This window comes from Mycetohabitans sp. B2, from assembly GCF_021733735.1.
GTDB classification, from domain to species: Bacteria; Pseudomonadota; Gammaproteobacteria; order Burkholderiales; family Burkholderiaceae; genus Mycetohabitans; species Mycetohabitans rhizoxinica.
This window is the reverse complement of sequence record NZ_JAHKSP010000012.1, coordinates 1-2924: the sequence shown is the minus strand read 5'-3', so window position 1 is coordinate 2924 and position 2924 is coordinate 1. Positions and strand designations below refer to the sequence as shown.

Here is a 2924-nt window from a genome sequence, read left to right as displayed (position 1 = left end):
CGTATTCGCCCTGATGCAACTGCCGATTAAACCGATCGACGTTGTACGCCGCCTGCGCACCTTGCGTTCCCCCAACCACGCCCCCCGCCATGCTCGACATCACATTCGCCACAATGTTGCCCAGCGTCTTGTCCAGGTCCGCGTTGCCGGTCGGCTTCTGATCCGCAATCTGCCGGCTCACCGCATCAAGCTTATGCGCCAGCAACGCCGATACCAACGACCCCGCGCCACTTTGCGCCGCCCCCAACAGCCCTCCGCCAATGCCTCCCACCAGCGAGCCGCCCGCGCTCTGCAGGCCAACACGGTAGTGCCCGCTCTCACCCCATTGCTCCGCTTCGGCCAAATACTGCTGCTTCTGTTGTGGATCGTCGCTCTCGCTAGCCGCCTGGAGCAAAGCGTCTCGCTTGGCATCGGCCACGTCCCCGATCCGCCGCGCAACCGCCTCGCCGGCGTCACGCATCGCGCTCATCAGCTCGCCCTGATTCTGCAAGCTCTGCTGGACGTCCGGCGTCTTGTCTACCCGGCCGCTCAGATTCGTCGCATCGCGGTTCAGCCCCGCGATAGCCTGCTTCTGCTGCCCAAATTCTCACCTGAACCACGGACCGAATTTCTCCGGATCGTCGCTCAGCATCCCCGACTTGCGCAACGGTTTTGGCAAGTAATTCGCAAACACGACGAACAGAACAATAAATAACGGTAACCCGATCGAAAGCAACGCCACAACTTCATCCAATTTGAATACCAAACGGCATATCCCTGCAATAAGAAATGACCAGCATCCAGCGCCAACTACGGAGGCCAAGCAAACAGTAGAACAGATTTGGAATGTCGCATACAGTCTGCGCCAGTTCATTTTTCATCTCCTGTTTGCCGAACATCGTTGACGACGGCAGCTCCCTTCGCTCCAACACCGTAAAGCAAGACGCCTTGCGTCGTGCCATATGGCCAAGGTTGCTTAATAAATGGCAGCAGATTCACATTATCGATACGTGGGATTGTCACGCCAAACATCGAAGCAGGCCTATTTATTCCATCAGCAATCCCAACGTTTAACGGAACCTGAGCCTTCAAAGAAAGGATGGACATCCCGAAATTGATGCCATCATATATTGTGCTCCCCCATTGTGGGGCCAACTGATTAAAGCCAAATCGCAATGGATTGACTCCGGGCGAGGCAGTGCCACCATAGCGATTCATTAACCCGGTCGAACCTTCTACCACTTCGCTCAACCCAAAACCCGCCATCCAGCCGCCGACCGTGCAGCCAAGTCCTGTCGTGCAAAGTCCAACACCTGTCTTCGCTGTCACGCCTCCAACAACAACCTTCGCCGCATCCTTTGCCACCCCCACCGGGTCACTCTTCACCGCATCGCCAATCTTCTGACCTGGCGTGTACTTGAACAGCCCCGCCTCTTTCTGTTGATTCACCCAATCGATTTCTGGTTGAAGTTGTGAAGCCTCAAGCTGGCTCACATAATGCTTTGTGTACTCGTCACTACCCGGCTTGTACTCGGCCCAGCATTTCACCGCGTAGCACGCCGCTTTGACTAGCCGCTCTTGCTCCGCCTTATTGCTGCCCGCTTTTTCCGCAATCGCCTTCTTTTCATTGTCGTTAGTCTGCCGATTAAAGCGATCGACGTTGTACGCCGCCTGCGCACCCTGCGTTCCCCCAACCACGCCCCCCGCCACGCTCGACATCACATTCGCCACAATGTTGCCCAGCGTCTTGTCCAAATCCGCATTACCGGTCGGCTTCTGATCCGCAATCTGCCGGCTCACCGCATCAAGCTTATTCGCCAGCAACGCCGACACCAACGACCCCGCGCCGCTTTGCGCCGCCCCCAACAGCCCTCCACCAATGCCTCCCACCAGCGAGCCGCCCGCACTCTGCAGACCAACACGGTAGCGCCCGCTCTCATCCCATTGCTCCGCTTCGGCCAAATACTGCTGCTTCTGTTGCGGATCGTCGCTCTCGCTAGCCACCTGGAGCAAAGCGTCGCGCTTGGCATCGGCCACGTCCCCGATCCGCCGCGCAACCGCCTCACCGGCGTCACGCATCGCGCTCATCAGCTCACCCTGATTCTGCAAGGTCTGCTGGACGTCCGGCGTCTTGTCCACCTGGCCGTTCAGATTCGTCGCATCGCGGTTCAGCCCCGCGATAGCCTGCTTTTGTTGATCAGGGTTCGTGATCTCGATCTCAGCAGCGCTGATCGCGCTCTGCGTTCTTGCCCGCCGACTTGCGAAACGCAAGCGTAAACAGCACGTTCACCCAGGCCCGACGCATCGTTTCCCGTGGATGCAGATCACCAATGACCTGCTTGCTCACGCCGGATTCCTATCCGGTCAGCATGTCCTCTTTAGCGTCAGTTATCGGCACCCACGCATTACCACCACATCAGACATCACTACATGATCGCCGACGTGCCCATTATCCCCTGACACCGCAGCAGGCAAACGCCGCAGACGATGAACTCAGCATATGCTGGTTGTTCACCATTTCAGACTATCGGCCTGATGACTTCTTTTCACTGAACCACGTCACTGTTCCTGCGAACAAACTGAACAGAACAACAAACACTGCCATTCGGCCAGCCCGATTCCACGTTGGCAATTGATACGGAAAGTCGTACAGCAGCCATAGCACCGCAGGGCCAGCGGCAAGTTCGATGATAGTGATGCAAAGCCCCATCCCTATAAACCAGAACAGAAAATAATATGTCCAACGAAACAATTCAAAGCTTGTCTTCGGCTTCATTTCTTTGCAGCTTCTTCGTCAAGCTTGTTCTGCACAGTAGCACCCATTTTTTCTTGCGCCGCGCCACCAGCAGCCCCGCCCAACCATGACGGAAGCTTACTTGGCGCAACATACTTCGACATCCCCATCCCAACATCCACCCACTCCTGCCGATACCAAGGATTCAGCA

General features: G+C 56.7%; 4 protein-coding genes. All 4 read right to left on the bottom strand.

Features of this window, described 5'->3' with window-relative positions:
- Window positions 1-469, bottom strand: a 469-nt coding sequence (locus KPG66_RS02000; RefSeq protein WP_442929401.1) for a hypothetical protein, incomplete at its 3' end; no start/stop codon positions are given.
- 117 nt (window positions 470-586) lie between these two features.
- Window positions 587-853, bottom strand: coding sequence for a hypothetical protein (locus KPG66_RS01995; RefSeq protein ID WP_237069871.1), 267 nt, complete (start codon window positions 851-853; stop codon window positions 587-589).
- Window positions 850-2250, bottom strand: a complete 1401-nt coding sequence (locus tag KPG66_RS01990) for a hypothetical protein (RefSeq protein ID WP_237069870.1) — start codon at window positions 2248-2250, stop codon at window positions 850-852. Before KPG66_RS01990 ends, KPG66_RS01995 begins: the two co-directional genes overlap by 4 nt.
- Before the next feature lie 253 nt (window positions 2251-2503).
- Window positions 2504-2755 carry a hypothetical protein gene (locus KPG66_RS01985; protein WP_235090066.1) on the bottom strand — a complete coding sequence of 84 codons (252 nt, stop codon included), beginning with the start codon at window positions 2753-2755 and terminating at the stop codon, window positions 2504-2506.
- Between the last annotated feature and the right edge of the window lie 169 nt (window positions 2756-2924).

Bases quoted from the DNA above. Each gene is read 5' to 3' on its own strand.
- KPG66_RS01995 (WP_237069871.1), bottom strand. From the start codon at position 853: ATGAACTGGCGCAGACTGTATGCGACATTCCAAATCTGTTCTACTGTT.
- KPG66_RS01985 (WP_235090066.1), bottom strand. From the start codon at position 2,755: ATGAAGCCGAAGACAAGCTTTGAATTGTTTCGTTGGACATATTATTTT.